Genomic DNA, 19364 nt, shown 5'->3' with positions numbered 1-19364 from the left:
TTCGGCGCATCGCCCCGTTTACTGGACGCAGTCCAGGCTCTCAAACTGCTTTCATGCAGCGTCCGCCGTTTATTCTGGTCTGCTGATTACCGTCTGGCGGGCGTGCTCTCCTCTCCGACGAGGTACATCATGGTTACTGTCTCCAGCAGCGCGATCGACGAATTCAAATCCGGCCTGCGCGGCCAGCTTCTATTGCCCGACACGCCGGACTTCGACACCGCGCGCAGCATCTGGAATGCGATGATCGACCGCTCCCCCGCGATGATTCTGCGTTGCGCGGGCGTCGCCGACGTACGCCACGGCATCGCCTTCGCGCGCGACAACGGCCTGCCGCTCGCGGTTCGCGGCGGCGGCCACAACATCGGCGGTAGCGCGCTGTGCGACGACGGACTGGTGCTCGATCTGTCGGCGCTGAAATCCGTGCGCATCGATCCGCAAGCTCGTCGCGCGTACGTCGAGCCGGGCGCGACACTGCACGATTTCGATCATGAAGCGCAGGCGTTCGGACTCGCGACGCCGCTCGGCATCAACTCGACGACGGGCGTCGCGGGTCTCACGCTCGGCGGCGGCTTCGGCTGGCTCAGCCGCCGTTACGGCATGACGATCGACAACCTGCTCGCCGCCGACGTCGTCACCGCCGACGGCGAACTGCTTCACGCGAGCGCCGATCAGAACGACGACCTGTTCTGGGCGATCCGCGGCGGCGGCGGCAATTTCGGCGTCGTCACGCAATTCGAGTTCGCGCTGCACGAGGTCGGCCCGCTCGTCTACGGCGGCCTCGTCGTGCTGCCGCTCGCCGACGCGAAAGACGCGCTCGTCAAATATCGCGCGGCGACACCGGGCATGCCGCAAGAGCTGGCGGTGTGGGCCGTCGCGCGGCTCGCGCCGCCGCTGCCGTTCCTGCCGCCCGAGGTGCACGGCAAGCCGGTGCTGGTGTTCGCGATGTGCTACAACGGGCCGCTCGAAAACGGCGCGGCGGCGGTGGAAGCGGTGCGCGGTTTCGGCTCGCCGCTCGGCGAACATCTCGGCCCGATGCCGTACGAAATGTGGCAACAGGCGTTCGATCCGCTGCTCACGCCGGGCGCGCGCAACTACTGGAAGTCGCACAATCTCGCCGCGATCGACGACGGTCTGATCGACGCGCTGATCCACGCGATCGACACGTTGCCATCGCCGCAATGCGAGATTTTCTTCGGGCTGATCGGCGGCGAGACGCAGCGCGCGCCGGTCGATGCAACCGCCTATTCGAGCCGCGACACGCTCTACGCGATGAACGTGCACGGCCGCTGGGACGATGCGCGCGACGACGAACGCTGCATCGCGTGGGCACGCAACTTCTTCGATGCCGCGAAGCCCTTCGCGCTCGGCAGCGTGTACGTGAACTTCATGACCCAGGAGGAAGGCGGCCGCATCGGCGAGGCGTACGGGCCGAACTATGAACGGCTCGTCGCCGTGAAGAACCGCTACGATCCGCGTAACCTGTTCCATCACAACCAGAACATCCGGCCGACGGTTTAGCGGCACAGCGGGCAGACTGAGCTATAAAACGGGCGACGGACAAACCACCCTATTCGGCACGACGGCATCACGACACCACGGTGCGCCAGCCGCAACAGGCTCACGCTCACGCCCCTGCCCACGTCACTTTGCCCACAAGCGCCCGCCCACCTCACCTCGCCCGCCCATCGACACGCCGCTCCCCAAGGCAGCACGTCGATGGGCACACAACCTGCTATCTCATTGCCGACGCTCTTGCCCCACGAGCGTCGCGGCACCTCACCCGCAACGCGGCAATCCCGGCACGTGCGGAACCTCCGGCACGCAAATGTGCACAAACAGAGGCGGGCGACAACGCCGCACACTCCAATAACGATCAAAACGCGTTGGAAACGCAAAGGAAAACGACTCATGCGCAGACGACAGTTCATCACGACCGGCAGCACTGCATTGGCCGTCGCGGGCCTGAGCCTCACCGGTTGCACGACGACTTCGCCGTCCTCGGGCGCGTCGCCGGCGGCCAACGCCGGCAAACGCGACACGATCAACGCAGGCATCGACTCGACGCTCGCGCGTCTGTACGAAAACGTCGACGGCTCGCGCGACCTGGTCGCCAAAGCGCGCGGCGTGCTGGTGTTCCCGTCGGTGATCGCAGCCGGCTTCTGGGTCGGCGGACAGTATGGCGAGGGGGCACTGCGCGTCGGCGGCCGCACGGTCGGCTACTACAGCACACTCGCAGGATCGTTCGGATTGCAGATCGGCGCGCAGTCGAAGGCACTGGTGTTCCTGTTCATGACCCAGGAAGCGCTCGACGAATTCCTGCACAGCCAGGGCTGGGCCGTCGGCGCCAATGCGACGGTCGCGGTGCTGAAGGTCGGCGCGAACGGCGCGGTCGATACATCGACCGCCACCAGCCCGGTGCAGGCTTTCGTGCTCACCAACGGCGGCCTGATGGCCGGCGTCTCGCTCGAAGGGACGAAGGTGTCGCGGCTCATCATCTGAGTCGTCGCGCGGGAAGCGGCGCTCGCACGGGGCGGCGTGGCCGTGCCTTCGCGGCGCGCCCGCCTGCCGGAGCGGCGCGTGCAGCGCAGCGGCACCGCGCGGCAGCGCACTGCATCGCTCCGGTACCGCTCCACACCGCACTGCCCGCTCAGGTACCACACTGCTCCCCACACACGCACACGCGTCGCCTCCACCGCGCAACGCCCACCCACGTCGCCGGCGCCATTCACAGTCCTGCTGTAAAATCCGCGCCTTTCGCAAACCGTCCGCGTCCAGCGGACGTTTCTTTGGTGCAACGCGCGCCGCGAGGTAAAACCCTCCGCACTCGCGCGCACCGCCCGCATCGCGCTCGCGCGCCCATCCCGTAAACATGAACACCGCTAGTCCCGCTTCCGCCCGGCCCACGTGGCTTGCCGGCATCCGCAGCAACGTGCTCGCCGGCCTGACCTCGTCGTTTGCGCTGGTGCCCGAGTGCATCGCGTTCGCGCTGGTCGCGCATCTGAATCCATTGATGGGCCTGTATGGCGCGTTCTTCATCTGCACGATCACCGCGCTGTTCGGCGGGCGGCCCGGAATGATTTCCGGCGCGGCCGGCTCGATGGCGGTGGTGATCGTCGCGCTTGTGGTCGAACACGGCGCGCAATATCTGCTCGCCACCGTGATCCTGAGCGGCCTGCTGATGGTGCTGTTCGGCGTGCTGCGCCTGGGCAAGCTGATCCGTATGGTCCCGCATCCGGTGATGCTCGGCTTCGTCAACGGTCTCGCGATCGTGATCGCGACCGCGCAGTTCGCGCACTTCAAGGAAACGACGCCGCACGGCGAGCAATGGCTGCACGGCGGCGCACTCGCGACGATGGCCGCGCTCGTCGCGCTGACGATGGCGATCGTCTATCTGCTGCCGCGCGTCACGCGCGCGGCGCCGCCCGCGCTGGTGGCGATTCTCGGCGTCGGCATCTTCACGCAACTGCTGCATCTGCCGACGCGCACGCTCGGCGACATGGCGCACATCGCCGGCAATCTGCCGACGCTGCGTCTGCCCGAGGTGCCGCGGAACCTCGACACGCTGCAGATCATCCTGCCGTATGCGGTGCTGATCGCGATCGTCGGTCTGCTCGAAACGCTGTTGACCTTCAACCTGACCGACGAGATCACCGAAACGCGCGGTCAGCCGAACCGCGAATGCGTGGCGCTCGGCGCGGCCAATATCGCATCGGGTCTGTTCGGCGGGATGGGCGGTTGCGCGATGATCGGCCAGACCATGATCAATCTGAATTCGGGGGGACGGTCGCGACTTTCGGGAATCGTCAGCGGCGTGATGATCCTGCTGTACATCCTGTTTCTGTCGCCGCTGATCGAACGGATTCCGCTCGCGGCGCTGGTCGGCGTGATGTTCGTGGTCGCGCAGCAGACCTTCGCGTGGGGCTCGCTGCGCGTGCTCGGCAAGGTGCCGCGCAACGACGCGCTGGTGATCGTCGCGGTCACCGTGATCACCGTGTTTGCCGATCTCGCGATCGCGGTGATGTGCGGCATCGTCATCGCCGCGCTCAATTTCGCGTGGCAGCATGCGCGCGAAATTCACGCGCATGCCGAGCAGCGCGACGATCACAAAACCTATGTGCCGCGCGGTACGCTGTTTTTCGCGTCGACCGCGCGCTTTAACGAGCTGTTCGATCCGGCCCGGGATCCGCACAGCGTGACCGTCGATTGCAGCCATCTGCTGCTCGCCGATCATTCGGCGCTCGCCGCGTTGCAGGGACTCGCCGAGCGTTATCGCAAGGCGGGCAAGCAGTTGCGGATGAAGAACCTGTCGGAGCGCAACCGGCAACTGCTGAGCCGTGCGGGGATCGGCTTCGCGTGAGGGGCTGCGCGTGAGGCACTGCGCGGGTGCAGGCCGATCACGCACCGCGCCCACCCCAGCTTTTAACGCTGCTCCGGCAACGTAAACACCGCGATCGCCGCCGACAACTGCCCGGTCTGCACCTTCAGCACGTCGGCCGCGGCGCTCGCCTCTTCCACCAGCGCCGCGTTCTGCTGGGTCGTCTGATCCATGCTCGCGACCGCGATATTGACCTGCTCGATGCCCGAGCTCTGCTCGGCCGAGGCCGCGCTGATCTCGCCCATGATGTCGTTCACGCGCCGCACCGCCTGCACGACTTCCTGCATCGTTTCGCCGGCGCGTCCCACGTATTCCGAGCCGCCCGAAATCTGCGCGGCCGATTCCTCGATCAGCGTCTTGATCTCCTTGGCGGCCGCCGCGCTGCGCTGCGCGAGCGTGCGCACTTCGCCCGCGACCACCGCGAAGCCGCGGCCTTCCTCGCCCGCGCGCGCCGCCTCGACCGCCGCGTTCAACGCGAGAATGTTGGTCTGAAACGCAATCCCCTCGATCACGCCGATGATGTCGCCGATCCGATGCGACGACTGCGAGATGCCGCGCATCGTCTCGATCACCTGGCCGACCACTTCGCCGCCACGCGTCGCGGTCTCCGACGCGTTGTGCGCGAGCTGGCTCGCCTGCTTCGCGTTATCGGCGTTCTGGCGCACGGTCGCGGTGATCTGCTCCATGCTCGACGCGGTCTCGCCGAGCGCGGCCGCCTGCTGCTCGGTGCGGCGCGACAGATCCGAGTTGCCGGCGGCGATCTCGTTCGATACCGACGAAATCAGCGTCGCGCCGCCGCGAATCTGCTCGATCGCCTGCGCGAGACGCTGCTGCATCCGTTGCATCGCGGCGAGCAGGCTGGTGCCGTCGCCGGCCTTCGTCTCGACCACCACGTCGAGGTCGCCGTCGGCGATGCGCGACGCGATCTGCACCGCGTAGGCCGGTTCGCCGCCCAGTTGGCGCAGGATGCTGCGCAGAATCACGCCGATCACGACCGACACCAGCGCGCACAGCACCAGCGCCGCGATCACGTATTGCACGAGAGTCCGATAGAACACCGCGTCGATGTCGTCGATATAGACGCCGGTAACGAGCACCCATGCCCACGGCTTGTAGAAGCGCATGTAGTTGATCTTCGGCGCGAGGGCCGTCGAGCCCGGCTTCGGAAATTGCAAACGGACGACAGCCTCGCCGTCGCGTTGCGCGAGGTCCGAGCCTTCCTGGAACACGTGGCGGCCGCTCGGATCGACCACGCCGGTCATGTCCTGACCGACCAGCTCGGCGCGCACGCCGTGCATCAGCACCCGCGAGCGGCTGTCCTCGATCACGATGTAGCCGCCCGCGCCGTCGTAGCGCATCGCGCGCAGGTCGTCCATCGCCGCGCGCTGCGCGTCGGCGAGCGGCATCTTGCCGGCCGCGGCGAGCGCGTTATAGCGGTCGATCACGCTGTAGGCAACGCTGATCACGCTTCTCAGCTCGGCCTCGCGATCGGCGATCATCGTGTCGCGCGACTTGAACGCGCCCCACAGGCCAATCGCCAGAATCCCCATGCACATCACCGCGAGCGCGAGCCACAGCCGCACCTTCAGGCGAAACCGTTCCATCTTCCATACCCCTCGTAGTAGTCGGCGGCGCGCCGCGCAGGCGGAGGCCGCAAACGATTCATGTCGTTGCAGGGATTAACGGCGCGACGAGGGAAAACTTCAGGGACAGGACGAGCTTTGGGTGTCGGCAGGCGGGCGCCGCGTCACTCCGCCGGCAGCGTCAGCGCGGCGATCTCGCAGCGCGGCCATTGCCGCAGCAGCGCCGGCGCGAGCAGCAGCTTGGCCGCGCGCAGGCCCGCGCCCATCACGATCTGCGCGCGCTCCATCACCGCGGCGTCGACGAGGATGCGCCAGTCGGCCGGTAGCCCGAACGCGGTAATGCCGCCGAACTCCATGCCGCTGTGCTCGACCGCCGCCTCGCGTTTCGCGAACGACAGCCGCTGCGCGCCGAGCGCGGCCTTCACCGCGCCGTTGATGTCGAGCCGCCGCGAGCCGAGCGACACCAGCGCCGCGTAATGCTCGCCGCCGTCCTTCTTGTAGCGGATCACGATGGTGTTCGCGCAGTCTTCGAGGCCGAAGCCGTAGCGCTCGCTGAAGGCGGCGGTGTCGGACGCGTCGTCGGTGACGCGAAAGACCGTGATGCCCTGCGCCGGCAATTGTTCGATGACGTGCGCGGGCAGATGCGCGCCCCACTGTTCGGGCGCGATGAGGTCGAGTTGCGGGATGGATTCGTGCGAATGCATGGCAGGAAGAAGGCGACAGGAAGGTGATGGGAAGGTAGGAAGAACTCGCTGCATTCTAACGGCACGGACGCCGCCGGCGACGGTCGACGGCTGCCCGCGGCGGGTTGTGCGACGTGTCGCGCGCCGGCTTGCGCGACCCGCCGCGGGCCGCGCCGGTTAGCTTGTATAGTGACGGGCACAAGGTTTGCGAAAGGCACCGCAAGCGAACGCCAGCAAGGCGCCGGCACGGTACAGAAACAATCATGGACATCGACTCCCTCTCCCGCGAGAACCTCCAGCAGGCGGCTCGTCAGCAGGCCAACTGGGCCATCGGCGCACTGCGGCAGTTCTCCGACAACCGCTGTCCCGCGATGGCGGCGAGCATCGCGTTCTACGCGGCGTTCTCGCTCGCGCCGACGCTCGTGATGGTGATCGCGGTGGCCGGCTGGTTCTTCGGCCCGGCGGCCGCGCGCGGCGAACTGTACGGCCACATCAACGGCCTGATCGGCGACCAGGCCGCGGCCGGCGTGCAGACTATCGTCGAGAACGCCCATCACGCGGGCGCCAAAAGCGGCATCGCGACGCTCATCTCGTTTTCGTTGCTGGCGATCGGCGCGTCGGCGACGTTTTCGTCGTTAAACAGCGCGCTCAACATAGTGTGGCCGTACACCGGGCCGCGTACCTCCAGCGTATTCGCGATGGTGCGGGTGCGGCTGATCTCGTTCGGGCTGGTGCTCGGCGTCGCGTTCCTGCTGATCGTGTCGCTGGTGCTCGATACGGTGATCGTGTTCATCGGCAACTGGCTGTGGGGCAACTCGCCTTATGTGGTGATCGGCAATCTGCTGCAACTGGGCGTCGGGCTGTTGGTGCTGGTGTTCGCGTTCGCGGGCCTGCTCAAGTTCCTGCCCGATGCGCGCGTGCTGTGGCGCGACGCGCTGGTGGGCGGCCTCGTCGCGGCGGTGCTGTTCACCGCCGGCAAGAAGCTGTTCGCGCTCTATCTCGCGCATGCCGGCATGGCCAGCTCGTTCGGCGCGGCCGGCTCGCTGGCGGTGCTGCTGATGTGGCTGTACTTCTCGGCGGTGGTGCTGCTGCTCGGCGCGGAGTTCTCTGCGGCGCGCGGGCGGCTGCACGATCCGCGCGGCGGCTGGGGCATGCAGGCCGGCGCGCCGCCGGGCAGTCGCGCGAAGCTCGCGTCGGTGCTGGCGGCATCGACGGTCGCGGCGGATGCACCGACTCCCGATGCCGCCCGGCGCGCGAACGCTACGGCTAGCACGGCGGCCGCGGCCGCATTGGCGGCGAGCCCGGCCGATCCGACAGCGACATTGCGCAGCCCCGCCCGCTCGCTCACTTCCACGCACGCAAGCGCAGTGGAACTCGCCCGCAAGATGCTCGATGCCGAAGCGCAGGCCACCCGGATGGCCGCGTCGGCACTGGTCGAAGCGCGTCGCCAGGCGCAGGCCGCCGATCGCTACGTGCGGCGCAATCCCTGGACTTCGGTGGCGCTCGCGGCGGCCGCCGGACTGACCGCGGCGGCGGTGACAGCTGCGCGCCGGGGTGCGCAGAAGCGCTAAAAAGTCGCGTCGGTGCATAAGCGACCGATTCTGTCCAGCCTGTCTAGTCATCTAGTCAGCATGATTTTTTAGATTGTCACTAGAAAGTGAGCTGGACGACTAGACGACTAGATTACATTTTGCATTCAATTCACTGCTTGAAATGCAGTTGATCATTCGCCGACTATCAACGAATCAACAATAATGCGTGGCACACCAATAAATATTGCAAAAATAGAAATAATCGTTGATGAGCTTTAAATACAAGGCTTTGCGCGACTTGTCAGTTTTTGACGACACTCTTTTTTTTCCTGTTCTTAACGTTTGAAGCAGTGAGCTATTCTGCTTTCCGCAACAACGAACAATCATCTGCGTGGAGAATTGGATGAAACGAATCGCACTGTCTACCCTCTCGCTGGCGCTGCTCGGCGTCACCGGCATGGCACACGCGCAAAGCAGCGTGACCCTCTATGGCTTGATCGATGAATCGGTCCAGTACGTGAACAACGCGACGCCCCATGGCGGCAGCGTCGTGCAACTGTTTGGCGGCAACCTGCAAGGCAACCGTTTCGGCCTGAAAGGCACGGAAGACCTGGGCGGCGGCCTGAAGACGATTTTCCAGTTGGAAAACGGCTTTAACATCAACAACGGCGCCCTGTCGTCGAGCGGCACCATCTTCAATCGTCAGGCTTACGTCGGTCTGGCAAGCGACCAGTTCGGCACGTTCACGGCTGGCCGTCAGTACGACCCGCTGGTCGACATGATCCAGCCGCTGACGGGCGACAACTACTTCGGCAGCACGTTCGCAACGCCGGGTGACGTCGACAACAACGACAACAGCTTCCGCGTCAACAACTCGCTGAAGTATGTTTCGCCGGTGTGGTCGGGCTTCCAGGTCGAAGGCATGTACGCACTGGGCGGCGTCGCAGGTTCGACGGGTTCGGGCCAAACGTGGGCAGGCGCGGCAACCTATGCAACGGGTCCGTTCAGCGTCGCGGCAGGCTACCTGCACGCAAGCAACGCGAACTCGCTGGCTACGCGTACGGCAGCAGGCGGCTGGGCCGGTACGGCAGGCGGCACGTTCGACACCGCTTTCCCGGGTAACGCAGGCATCAACGCGGCCTATTCGTTCTCGAAGGCAATCGGCATCGCTTCGGCAGCGGTTCAGTACGTGGCGGGTCCGTTCACGGCTAACCTGAGCTACAGCAACGCACAGTACAAGCCGGATGCGCAATCGGGCTTCGAGACGACGCAGAAGTTCAACGTCGGCCGCGCATTCCTCGGCTACCAGATCACGCCGGCAGCACTGCTGGGTCTCGGCTACGCCTACACGCGCGGCACGGGCGACGCAACGGCGACGTACAACCAGGTTTCGCTGGGCGCGGATTACTCGCTGTCGAAGCGTACGGACTTCTACGCAGTCGGCGCATGGCAGCACGCCAGCGGCGAACAGCGCGATCCGACGACCGGCGGCCTCGTGTCGGCAACGGCTTCGATCGGTTCGTACGGCAACCAGTCGAGCACCGACAACCAGGTCATGGTCAGCGTCGGTATCCGTCACAAGTTCTAATCGGACTGTCGAACGGATCTGCTACGCAGCTGACGAGCTGCGTAGCGGTCGAAAAGCCAGCCAAAGGCATTGCCGATGGCTGGCTTTTTTTCGTCCTGAGGTTTGGGCGGCGGGTGGTGCGCGACGTGTAGTGAGGTGTGAAGCGCGAGCTTGTGATGCCCGGCATGGTGGACATGGTGCGGCGCGCTTCATGTTCCATGACGCGAGCCTGTGACCACGCTGCGCGCCCACCCAGGACGCGTCAGACGCCTCCAGCGCCTCTCCCTTTAGCGCCGCTGCGCCTTGCCTCTCTCCGCCTGCGCGAGCGTCTGCGCGGGCGCCAGATCACGCTCGTGCTCGATACCGTCGGCGTCGACCGGTGCGTGATACAGCACCAGCGCATGCTCCGACTGCACCGGCGGCGCGTTCAGCGACTGCTGCCAGTCCGGATCCGGAATCTCGGCGAACACCTGCCGCAGGCGCTCGCCCCACGTGCGGTGAAGCATGTCGAAGTACGCGTTGTCGCGATCGATCGACACGAAGCGCGTGACGCGCAGCGCATCCTTCTCGTACACCAGCAGATCGAGCGGCAACCCCACCGAGAGGTTCGAGCGCAGCGTCGAGTCCATCGAGATCAGCGCGGACTTCGCCGCTTCGTCGAGCGGCGTGGACGGCGTCAGCACGCGGTCGATGATCGGCTTGCCGTACTTCGCCTCACCGATCTGGAAATACGGATTCACCGCCGACGCCTCGATGAAATTGCCGGCAGCATAGATCATGAACAGGCGCATCCGGTTGCCCGCGATCTGCCCGCCGAGAATGAAGCTGCAATTGAAGTCGACGCCGAATTGCTGCAGCGCCTCGGCCTCGCGCTCATGCACGCGCCGCACCGCGCCGCCGACCACGCGCGCCGCGTCGGCCATCGTCGGTACGCTCCAGAGCGTCGGCTGGGTCGGATCGGCGGGCTCGGACAACTCGTGCACCACCGCCTGCGTGAGCGACAGGTTGCCGGCGCCGAGCAGCACCAGCAGGCGCTCGCCGGGCTCCTCGAACACCGACATCTTGCGCGCGGTGCTGATGTGATCGACGCCCGCATTGGTACGCGTGTCGGAGAGGAACACGAGGCCGTCGTCGACGGCCATCGCTACGCAGTAAGTCATGAGGAATCCACAGAAAGCCAGAGAACGGCGCTATTGTAATGCGGCGCACACGCGCCTTTTATCCGTGTTTACGGCCTTTTTGCGGCCTTTTTTACCGCCTCTTTTGCAGATTTTTTCGGCCCTTGAGCGCTTCGGAACTTCGGCACTTCGACGGGACGCCTGCCTGTCTTCAGGCTTGCCGACCCGTGTCCGATCATCAGGAATGTTAAATGGCGGCGCGCGCGAATGACTCGATCTATTTCCGGACTCATCACCCACCACGCGCCGTCCGCGCGCCGCCCCGCCGTTACTGCGTGAGCTGAGCGCTAACCGTCACCGCCACATCCAGCTCCTCTTCGAGCCCGCCGATGCGCCGGCCGCGTACCGGTGCCGCCGCTTCGTAGTCGCGCGCGACCGCGAGCCGGCAGTAGATCTCGCTCGCAAACGCCGCATGCGTGACGTCGATCGAAATCCAGCCCTTGCCTTCGAGCCATACGTCGACCCACGCATGGCTCGCACCGTGGTTGACCTCGCCGGGTTCGATATAGCCGCTCACGTAGCGCGCCGGCACGCCGCGCGCGCGGCAGCACGCGAGCATCAGATGCGCATGGTCCTGGCACACGCCGTTGCCGAGCGCGAGCGCCTCGGCGGCCGTGCTCGTCACCGCGGTGATGCCGGGCCGGTACTGCACGCGCTGCACGATCTGTTCGGACAGCGCGATCAGACTTGCCTGGCTCGCGAGATTCGGCACCGACGCGGCCAGTTCGCGAATCGCCGCGTCGGCGTCGGTCAGGCGCGTCGCGCAGGTGAAATGCTCGAGCGGGATCGGCCCGGGCGGCTCGCGCAGCACGCCGTCGACGAGCGGCATCGTGTCCACCTCGCCCGACACGCGCAGATGGATCTCATCGTGCGGCTTGTTGATGACGAGCGTATGCAGCACGTTGCCGTACGCGTCGAGTGTGGCGTCGAGCTTGCCCGGCGCGTCGATGTTCCAGCGCCGCACCGTCTGCGCGGCGCCGCTCGCCGGCGTCAGGCGCAGCTGCTGGATCGAATAGTGGACCGTCGCTTCGTAGCGGTAGGAGGTGTCGTGGCGGATCGTCAGATTCATGGGAAAACTCCGTCAGGCGACTGGCAGCATCAGATAGGTACGCGCCACCAGATTGCCCAGCTCGAACACGCGAGCGAGGAACTGCGTCAGATAGGCGTGCAAACCGCTTTCGAAAATCTGCCGGATGTCGGCATACAACAACTCGGCGCGCAGCTTGCCGGCGAAACGCTCGCACTGGTTCGAACCCGAGGTGCGCAGCATCTCGAGATTGCTGCACACGCCGTCGAGCGACGCGAGCAGCGAGCGCGGCATCTGCTGGTTGAGGATCATCAGTTCGACCACGCGCGCGGGCGTCACGACGTCGCGATACACCTTGCGATAGATTTCGAGCGCCGACACCGAACTGAGGATCGAGGTCCAGTAATAGAAGTCTTCGAGCTGGCGCGCGGCGTCGCGCGAATTCGGCTCCACGTTCGCGAACCGCACGTCGAGAATCCGCGCGGTGTTGTCGGCGCGCTCCAGATAGGTGCCGAGCCGCGTGAAGAAGAACGCGTCGTCCTGCAGCGCGGTGCCGATCGACACACCGCGCGACAGATGCGAGCGGAACTTGACCCACTCGAACAGCGCGCCCGGATTGCTCCCAGCCTGCCCCGACGACAGACGCTCGTTGAATTCGAGCCACGTGTCGTTGATGGTTTCCCACCACTCGGTCGTCAGCGTGCCGCGCACCGCGCGGGCGTTTTCGCGCGCGGCCTGCAGACACGAGTGGATGCTCGACGGATTGCTCGCGTCGGCGACCATGAAGTCGAGCACGTGGTCGCGCGTCGGTTCGTCGTAGCGCTGCGCGAACGCGCTTTCGAGCTCGGAGATGCGCAGCACCGAGCGCTGCGCGCGGGCCTCCTGTTCGGGCGTCTGCGGCAGCAGCTGCGCCTTGAGGTTGATGTCGAGCATGCGGGCGGTATTCTCCGCGCGCTCCATATAGCGGGCCATCCAGAAGAGGTGATCGGCGGTTCGGCTAAGCATGGCGGCGTTCCATATCTGAGATCTGGGCGCGCGGGTCTTCGTCCATGTCGAGCGAAGCTCCGCGCGGATTATCCGTGAGCGCCGGCGGCGTGCGGCGTGCCGCGTCAGGCGTATCCGGTTGCGTGCGTCGCGCTTGCCGAGGCCCGATGACGGCCTTGTACGGCCTCATGCTCATGGCTCGTCATAGCGCCGTGATACAGCGCTATAGCGGCCCTGGCGGCCTCGGGCAGGCGCGGCGGCAACCGCGTCAGTCGACCATCCACGTGTCCTTGGTGCCGCCTCCCTGCGATGAATTGACCACGAGCGATCCTTCCTGCAACGCGACGCGCGTGAGGCCGCCCGCCACCATCGTGGTGGTCTTGCCGGACAGCACGAACGGCCGCAGATCGATATGGCGCGGCGCGACACCCGACTCGACAAAGGTCGGACACGCGGACAACGCCAGCGTCGGCTGCGCGATATAGCCGGCCGGCCGCGCGATCAGCCGCTCGCGAAACGCCTCGATCTCCGCGTGGGTCGACGCGGGGCCGACCAGCATCCCGTAGCCGCCCGCGCCGTGCACTTCCTTGACGACCAGCTCCGGCAGATGCGCGAGCGTGTACGCGAGGTCGTCGGGCTTGCGGCACTGGTAGGTCGGCACATTGTTCAGAATCGGCTTTTCGCCGAGATAGAACTCGATCATGTCCGGCACGTACGGGTAGATCGATTTGTCGTCGGCGATACCGGTGCCCATCGCGTTCGCGAGCGCGACGCGGCCGGCACGATACGCGGTCAGCAGGCCCGGCACGCCGAGCGCCGAATCCGGACGGAACGCGAGCGGGTCGAGAAAGTCGTCGTCGACGCGCCGGTAGATCACGTCGACGCGCTTCGGCCCCTGCGTGGTGCGCATGAACACGTAGTTGTCGTCGACGAACAGATCCTTGCCCTCTACCAGTTCGACGCCCATCTGCTGCGCGAGAAACGTGTGTTCGAAATAGGCGGAGTTGTACATACCCGGCGTCAGCACGACGACGACCGGATCGTCGACGCCCCCGGGCGCGACCGAGCGCAGCGTATCGAGCAGCAGATCGGGATAATGCGCGACCGGCGCGATGCGGTTCTGCACGAACAGTTCGGGAAAGAGCCGCATCATCATCTTGCGGTTTTCGAGCATGTACGACACGCCCGACGGCACGCGCAGATTGTCTTCGAGCACGTAGAACTCGCCGGCGTCGCCGGCGCGCACCACGTCGACGCCGGCAATATGCGCGTAAACACCGAGCGGCACGTCGACGCCCTGCATCTCCGGACGATACTGCGCATTGGTATAGACCTGCTCGGCCGGCACGATGCCCGCGCGCACGATGTTGCGCTCGTGATAGACGTCGTGGATGAACAGATTGAGTGCCTGCACGCGCTGTCGCAAACCGGCTTCGAGCGTCTGCCATTCGGTGCGCGGAATGATGCGCGGAATCAGATCGAACGGAATCAGTCGCTCGGTACCGGACAGGTCGCCGTTCACCGCGAAGGTGATGCCGACGCGCCGGAACAGCAGGTCCGCTTCCGCACGCTTGCGTGCGATCGCCTCGTCACCCTGCCGCGCCAGCCATCGCTCGAAGCGCGCGTAATGCGGCCGTACGCCATCGTCATGATGGCGCATCTCGTCATAGCATCGCATCTCAGCCCCACTCTTGTTTTGTCAAATAGAAGGCGAATGCCATGCGCATTCGGAATTCACACTCGATCAAGCAAGCGTTATGCCATTGAACCTGTCGTGCGATCGCGCACCGCCATGCACGCAAACGGCGCATGCGGATGGCCTCGTATCGCATCGACCGATCTGTCATGGATCATGATGCGCCACCACGGTGCGTATGCGCCATCAGGGCACACACTATGAGATGACGCGCGTTGTTTCGCGGGTGGTTTCAAATCGCGGACCTCGTTTTTCAGGCCTGCTTCAGAACCCGCTTCAACGTCCGCTTTAAAACCCACTCCGCAGCGCGCGCATAAAAAATCCCCGTGGATTCGCATCCACGGGGATTTCGCTTTACCTGCATGCAGGCGCTAAGACAAGCACTCAAACGTCAGGCAACGGTTAAACCTTCAAGGCCAACAAGCTGCCCGCGCGCGAGTCGCGCAAGCGTCACGCTCAGGCTGCTGCCGCGTCCTTCAGCTTCTTCAGCGCACGTGCCTTGATGCGCACGCTTGCCGGCTTGGCCGGGAACCAACGCTCTTCACCCGTGAACGGGTCCTTGCCGAAGCGCTTCTTCTTCGCCGGCACAGCCTGCACGACGATCTTCAGCAGACCCGACAGCGTGAATTCGCCAGCGCCCTTCTTGTGCACCGAGCCGAGGATCGTGTCTTCGAGCGCGGCCAGCACCGCCTTGGCGGTCTTCGGTTCCACCGCGGCACGTTCAGCAACGTGCGCTGCCAACGAGGCCTTCGTGAAGGTGTCCTTGATCGGCGACGGTGCGCCAGACGCCTTCACGGCGACCTTCTTGGCTGCGACGGCTTTCTTCGCCGGAGCTTTCTTTGCAGCAACTTTCTTGGTCGGAACCGGGGCAGCCTTCTTGGCCACCTTTTTTGCGGAAGTCGGCATGTTTCTCCTACCTGTTGTGGTCAGTGAATTGCACGAAGCGCACACGGTATGCGCACGCTTCAACGCCGGATTCTACAAGCGCTCAAGCGATTTGCGCGACTCTTTTATGTATCGATGGCCAGGTTTGTTGCGCGGCGCTGACTGCCCGACGCGTTTTAGTGCCTGTTTTAGCGGGTAAAACGCGTACCTCACAGTCTTTAACATGCACACGTAACCCACGTTACAGTTCGTTTCGGCGGGCTTTTCGGCTGGCGTTTCGTGCCGCTCGTGCGAGGTTGCCGGGAGCTTTTCGCCCCTTGAATCATGGCACTTTTGTCATTTTTGAACGCCGCCCGGCGCTCGACGCGATGCCGACGCGACACCAACGCGACACCAGCGCGTTGCCTTCGCGAGGCTTGCAGCATGCTTTATTTCAGCGTGCCACGCGCGACAGGATGTCGCCGAGCGTCGTCAACGCGGTGTCGATGTGCTCGACCGCGATGCTGCCGTAGCCGAAAATCAGCCCCGGCTGCGGCACACTTTTGCGATAAAACGGCGCGAGTCCATAGAGACCGATCGACGCCTCGCGCGCCGCGGCGACGAGCGCCGCTTCGCCGAGCGACGCCAGCGGCCCCTTCAATTGCGCGGCCATATGAATGCCGGCGGTCGGCACGATCGGCTCGAACCAGCGCGCGAGACCGCCTTGCAGATGTTCGAGCAGCATCGCGCGCCGCGCGGCGTACGCCTTGTGCATGCGCCGCAGATGCCGCGCGAAGTCGCCGTTCAGCATGAACGACGCGAGCGCGGTTTGCGTCAGCGTGCAGCCGTGGCAATCGGCGATCTGCCGCGCTTTCAGCAGCGGAGCATGCAGCGACGCCGGCGGCACCACGTAGCCGATCCGCAGCTCCGGGAAGATCGTTTTCGAAAACGTGCCGACATAGGCGACGAGGCCGGCGCGATCGAGGCTTTTCAGCGGCTCCATCGGCCGGCCTTCGAAGCGGTACTCGCAGTCGTAGTCGTCCTCGATGATCACCGCGCCGCGCTTTTGCGCCCACTCCAGCAGCTCGACGCGACGCTCGAGGCTCATCGGCATGCCGAGCGGAAACTGATGCGAGGGCGTCACGTAGACGAGCCGCGCCTTGTCCGGCAGCTTGCTGACCACCAGCCCTTCGCGATCGACCGGCACCGGCACGACGCGCGCGCCGCTCGCCGTGAAGCAGGCCTGCGCGGGCGGATAGCCGGGATCTTCGATGGCCGCGATATCGCCGGGTCGCAGCGTGATGCGCGCGAGCAGATCGAGCGCGTGCTGCGCGCCCTGCGTGACGATCACGTCCTCCCAGTTACTCGACACCGCGCGATTGAACGCGAGGTAGCGCGAGATCGCGAGCCGCAACTGCTGGTCGCCGGCGGCCTCGCGATAGGTGCCGGGCGTGCGCGTCTGCGCGCGCAACGCGTGATTGACGCAGCGGCGCCACACGTCGAACGGAAACAGCGCCTTGTCCGTCGCGCCGCCGATGAAGTCGAGCGGCGACGCCACCGACGGCCGCGGCAACGGCAGGCTGTCGGGCATCTGCTCCCACAGCGGCTGCGCCCGCGCGGCGGCCTGCGTTTTCGCCGCCGCCCGCTCGCGCGAGTTGTCCGCCGCGCGCGCCTGCGTGGAACGCTCGGCGGGCAGCCGTTCGAGTCCATCGGCGACGAAGGTGCCCGAGCCGGCGCGCGCGCTCAGATAGCCTTCGGACAGCAGCCGCTCGAACACGTCGAGCGTGGTCTTGCGCGAGACGCCGAGCTGCGTCGCGAGATCGCGCGTGGATGGCAGGCGCGTACCGCCGGCAAGACGCCCTTCGAGAATGCCGGCGCGCAACTGCCGATAAATCTGTCCGGACAGATCGTGATGGCCTTCGATCGCGATGTGAATGTCCATTCGGGGTGGCTACCTCAAATAACGGCGAAATGGTTATTTCGAACGACCAGTGACGACCGTAAGCTTACCTGCACGGACGCCCTTGCGGGCGCATCCCGACACTGACAAGGACTCTTTATGCAAGTACGTCTCGACTTCTACAAAGCCTGCCCGGGCGGCACCCGCGCAATGCTCGCGCTCGAGGAAACCATCGGCAAAAGCAGTATCGACAAGACGCTCGCGGAGCTCGTGCGGATTCGCGCGTCGCAATTGAACGGCTGCGCGTTCTGCCTCGACATGCACGTGAGCGACGCGCGCCAGCACGGCGAAACCGAACGACGTCTCGCGACGATCGCCGCATGGCGCGAGGCACCGTTTTTCACCGCGCGCGAACGCGCGGCGCTCGAATGGACCGAAGCGGTCACGCTGGTCGCGCAAACGCGCGTGCCGGACGACGTGTGGGAAGCGGTCAAACCGCATTTCAGCGAGCAGGAAATCGGCGACCTGACGCTGCTGATCGTGGCGATCAACGGCTGGAACCGGATTGCGGTGTCGTTCAGGAAGCTGCCGGAGTAAGCGACACCTGGCGGCACCAGGTGGTACCAAGCGCCACCAGGCAGCGTGCGGCGGACTTCAGAAAATCACGGAGACCGCGACCGCGAGCCAGATCGCGGCCACGCCGCCAAGAAACAGATGCCGCGCGATGCGCACGCGCACGTCGCTGGTTTCCGGCTCGACGGGGCTCGTCGCCATCCACGGCACGAGACCGAGGCACGCGAAGCCAGTCAGCGCGAGCACCACGACCACGACGTCGGCCGCGCGCCACGCGGTCGGCTCATACATACCCCAGTAGCCGAGAAAGACGATACCGATCGAGAACACGGTTGCGGAAGCGGCGCTGAGCGCCGGCACCGAGCCGGTGGGAGTGCGCATGCTTCACCTCCGATCGTTGAACGACGACGCCGGGCGCATCCGCCCCGCTCACCGCGCCTCGGTATCGCCGTCGCGGCAAACCGTCAGGACGTACGGGACTGGCGCGCTTCGTAGGCTTTCAGATGACTATAGGCGATGCGCAGCAGCGACAGCCCATGCTCGCCCTTTTGCGCATCGCCGCCGCGCGCGATCAGATCGCCGAGGATGTGATCGGCCTCGGTATGCGAGCGGTTTTCGACGTCGCGCAGCATCGACGCGGTCAACGCCGACGGCTTCAGCAGCATCTGCGTGGCGCGCGCGTCGAACTCCACGTCCATCGTGAAGCCGTTGTGCTCGGCGACCGCGCGACACTCGCCGAGCAGGTTCTCGACGAAGCGCTTGCCGTCGGGCGCAGCCAGAATATCGCCGACCGAACCGCGCATCAAGCAGGTACTGCCCGCCAATGTGGCCAGGAACACCCATTTTTCCCACATCCGCAGCAGGATGTTGTCGCTGACCGCGACATCGAAACTCGCGCCGGACATCGCGTCGGCGATCGCCTGGGTGCGCTCGGAGGTGCCGCCCGTCAGTTCGCCGAACGTAATCGCCTGCATGTCGTTCAGATGCACGATGTGCTGCTCGGCGTTGAGCGTCGCGGCGATCACGCACTGGCCGCCGAGCACGCGCTCCTTGCCGAAGCGCGCGGTCAGCACGTCGACATGGCGCATGCCGTTGAGCATCGGCAGGATCACCGTGGACTCGCCGACCAGCGGCGCGAACGAGTCGATCGCGTCGTCGAGACTGTAGGCCTTGCAACTGAGCAGCACGAGATCGAACGGCTCGGTGGCGACGCCCGCGAGGATCGTCTTCACGTCGCGCAGTTCGAGATTGCCGCGCGGGCTCTCGATGACGAGGCCGTCGCGCCGCAGCTTTTCCGCGCGGCCTGCGCGCACGAGGAAGGTCACGTCCTGACCCGCCGCCGCGAGACGTCCACCGAAATAACCGCCTACCGCGCCCGCCCCTACTACCAGAATTCGCATCT

Annotated in this window: 16 protein-coding genes; 6 read left to right on the top strand and 10 right to left on the bottom strand. The window is 65.5% G+C overall.

Annotated features, from left to right (window positions below; genetic code table 11):
• The first annotated feature begins 129 nt into the window (after window positions 1-129).
• The 3 genes from HHL14_RS26700 to HHL14_RS26690 all read left to right on the top strand — a co-directional run bounded on the left by HHL14_RS26700 (window position 130) and on the right by HHL14_RS26690 (window position 4357).
• Entirely contained in the window at window positions 130-1518 is a 1389-nt protein-coding gene (locus tag HHL14_RS26700) for an FAD-binding oxidoreductase (RefSeq protein ID WP_169500594.1), read from the top strand.
• 390 nt (window positions 1519-1908) lie between these two features.
• The gene (locus tag HHL14_RS26695; protein ID WP_169500593.1) at window positions 1909-2499 is read left to right on the top strand and encodes a BPSL1445 family SYLF domain-containing lipoprotein; all 591 of its coding nucleotides are present in this window, start codon (window positions 1909-1911) and stop codon (window positions 2497-2499) included.
• 370 nt (window positions 2500-2869) lie between these two features.
• A complete protein-coding gene (locus HHL14_RS26690) occupies window positions 2870-4357 on the top strand; it encodes a SulP family inorganic anion transporter (protein ID WP_169500592.1) in 1488 nt (495 codons plus the stop codon).
• Between the two features lie 62 nt (window positions 4358-4419).
• Here the strand turns inward: HHL14_RS26690 and HHL14_RS26685 are convergent, their stop codons facing one another.
• Together HHL14_RS26685 and HHL14_RS26680 are read right to left on the bottom strand one after the other, a co-directional pair.
• Window positions 4420-5979 (bottom strand): methyl-accepting chemotaxis protein, encoded by a 1560-nt coding sequence (locus HHL14_RS26685; protein ID WP_169500591.1) that lies wholly within the window; start codon window positions 5977-5979, stop codon window positions 4420-4422.
• 143 nt (window positions 5980-6122) lie between these two features.
• Window positions 6123-6662 carry a YbaK/EbsC family protein gene (locus tag HHL14_RS26680; protein ID WP_169500590.1) on the bottom strand — a complete coding sequence of 180 codons (540 nt, stop codon included), beginning with the start codon at window positions 6660-6662 and terminating at the stop codon, window positions 6123-6125.
• 242 nt (window positions 6663-6904) lie between these two features.
• Between HHL14_RS26680 and HHL14_RS26675 the strand changes: the two genes are divergently transcribed.
• A complete protein-coding gene (locus HHL14_RS26675) occupies window positions 6905-8212 on the top strand; it encodes a YihY/virulence factor BrkB family protein (protein WP_169500589.1) in 1308 nt (435 codons plus the stop codon).
• A 364-nt stretch (window positions 8213-8576) separates the two neighbouring features.
• Window positions 8577-9761 carry a porin gene (locus HHL14_RS26670; RefSeq protein WP_169500588.1) on the top strand — a complete coding sequence of 395 codons (1185 nt, stop codon included), beginning with the start codon at window positions 8577-8579 and terminating at the stop codon, window positions 9759-9761.
• Window positions 9762-10027: 266 nt separating this feature from the next.
• Here the strand turns inward: HHL14_RS26670 and HHL14_RS26665 are convergent, their stop codons facing one another.
• The 6 genes from HHL14_RS26665 to pdxR form a co-directional block, all read right to left on the bottom strand.
• A complete protein-coding gene (locus tag HHL14_RS26665) occupies window positions 10028-10900 on the bottom strand; it encodes a proteasome-type protease (protein WP_169500587.1) in 873 nt (290 codons plus the stop codon).
• Window positions 10901-11186: 286 nt separating this feature from the next.
• Complete coding sequence (locus HHL14_RS26660) at window positions 11187-11987, bottom strand: transglutaminase family protein (RefSeq protein ID WP_169500586.1); 801 nt, start codon at window positions 11985-11987, stop codon at window positions 11187-11189.
• 12 nt (window positions 11988-11999) lie between these two features.
• Window positions 12000-12950 (bottom strand): alpha-E domain-containing protein, encoded by a 951-nt coding sequence (locus tag HHL14_RS26655; protein WP_169500585.1) that lies wholly within the window; start codon window positions 12948-12950, stop codon window positions 12000-12002.
• Window positions 12951-13197: 247 nt separating this feature from the next.
• Window positions 13198-14607, bottom strand: a complete 1410-nt coding sequence (locus tag HHL14_RS26650; RefSeq protein ID WP_169500584.1) for a circularly permuted type 2 ATP-grasp protein — start codon at window positions 14605-14607, stop codon at window positions 13198-13200.
• Window positions 14608-15081: 474 nt separating this feature from the next.
• Entirely contained in the window at window positions 15082-15531 is a 450-nt protein-coding gene (locus HHL14_RS26645; protein WP_169500583.1) for an HU family DNA-binding protein, read from the bottom strand.
• Between the two features lie 412 nt (window positions 15532-15943).
• Window positions 15944-17431 carry a MocR-like pyridoxine biosynthesis transcription factor PdxR gene (pdxR, locus tag HHL14_RS26640; protein WP_169500582.1) on the bottom strand — a complete coding sequence of 496 codons (1488 nt, stop codon included), beginning with the start codon at window positions 17429-17431 and terminating at the stop codon, window positions 15944-15946.
• Between the two features lie 117 nt (window positions 17432-17548).
• On the opposite strand from pdxR, the gene HHL14_RS26635 reads away from it, so the two are divergent.
• Window positions 17549-17986 (top strand): carboxymuconolactone decarboxylase family protein, encoded by a 438-nt coding sequence (locus tag HHL14_RS26635; protein WP_169500581.1) that lies wholly within the window; start codon window positions 17549-17551, stop codon window positions 17984-17986.
• A 57-nt stretch (window positions 17987-18043) separates the two neighbouring features.
• Here HHL14_RS26635 and HHL14_RS26630 read toward each other — a convergent pair whose 3' ends face one another.
• Entirely contained in the window at window positions 18044-18343 is a 300-nt protein-coding gene (locus tag HHL14_RS26630; RefSeq protein WP_169500580.1) for a hypothetical protein, read from the bottom strand.
• Window positions 18344-18426: 83 nt separating this feature from the next.
• Complete coding sequence (gene panE / locus HHL14_RS26625; RefSeq protein WP_169500579.1) at window positions 18427-19362, bottom strand: 2-dehydropantoate 2-reductase; 936 nt, start codon at window positions 19360-19362, stop codon at window positions 18427-18429.
• Window positions 19363-19364 lie beyond the last annotated feature (2 nt).

It is taken from the genome of Paraburkholderia antibiotica (assembly GCF_012927125.1).
GTDB classification, from domain to species: domain Bacteria; phylum Pseudomonadota; class Gammaproteobacteria; order Burkholderiales; family Burkholderiaceae; genus Paraburkholderia; species Paraburkholderia antibiotica.
Note: the sequence above shows the minus strand (reverse complement) of the source record. Positions and strands in the feature narration are given on the sequence as shown.